The organism is Tepidiphilus sp. J10 (assembly GCF_006980785.1).
In the GTDB taxonomy this organism is placed as follows: domain Bacteria; phylum Pseudomonadota; class Gammaproteobacteria; order Burkholderiales; family Rhodocyclaceae; genus Tepidiphilus; species Tepidiphilus olei.
Window position 1 is genome coordinate 1 of record NZ_SBHP01000008.1, and the last position, 270, is coordinate 270.

At 65.6% G+C, this 270-nt stretch carries 1 rRNA gene; it reads left to right on the forward strand.

Annotated features, from left to right (window positions below):
- Window positions 1-146: 146 nt before the first annotated feature.
- Window positions 147-261, forward strand: a 5S ribosomal RNA gene (gene rrf / locus EPD81_RS09345).
- Window positions 262-270: the final 9 nt, after the last annotated feature.

Sequence of the window (270 nt, forward strand, 5' to 3'; positions counted from 1 at the left end):
AGGGCGCAGGTGTAAGGCGGGTAACCGCTTGAGCTGAGCGCTACTAATTGCCCGTGCGGCTTGATCCTATAGCCGTGCCATGCACCCCACCCCTCACACACACCCCCACCCAACACCCCCTTGCCCCGCTTGTGACCCCGTCACTGTCTGACGCCCATGGCGCGCCGGCCCCACGCCTTCCCATCCCGAACAGGACCGTGAAACGGCGCCGCGCCGATGATACTGGAGCTCCGCCTCCGGGAACGTAGGTCAGCGTCAGACATCCCCTAC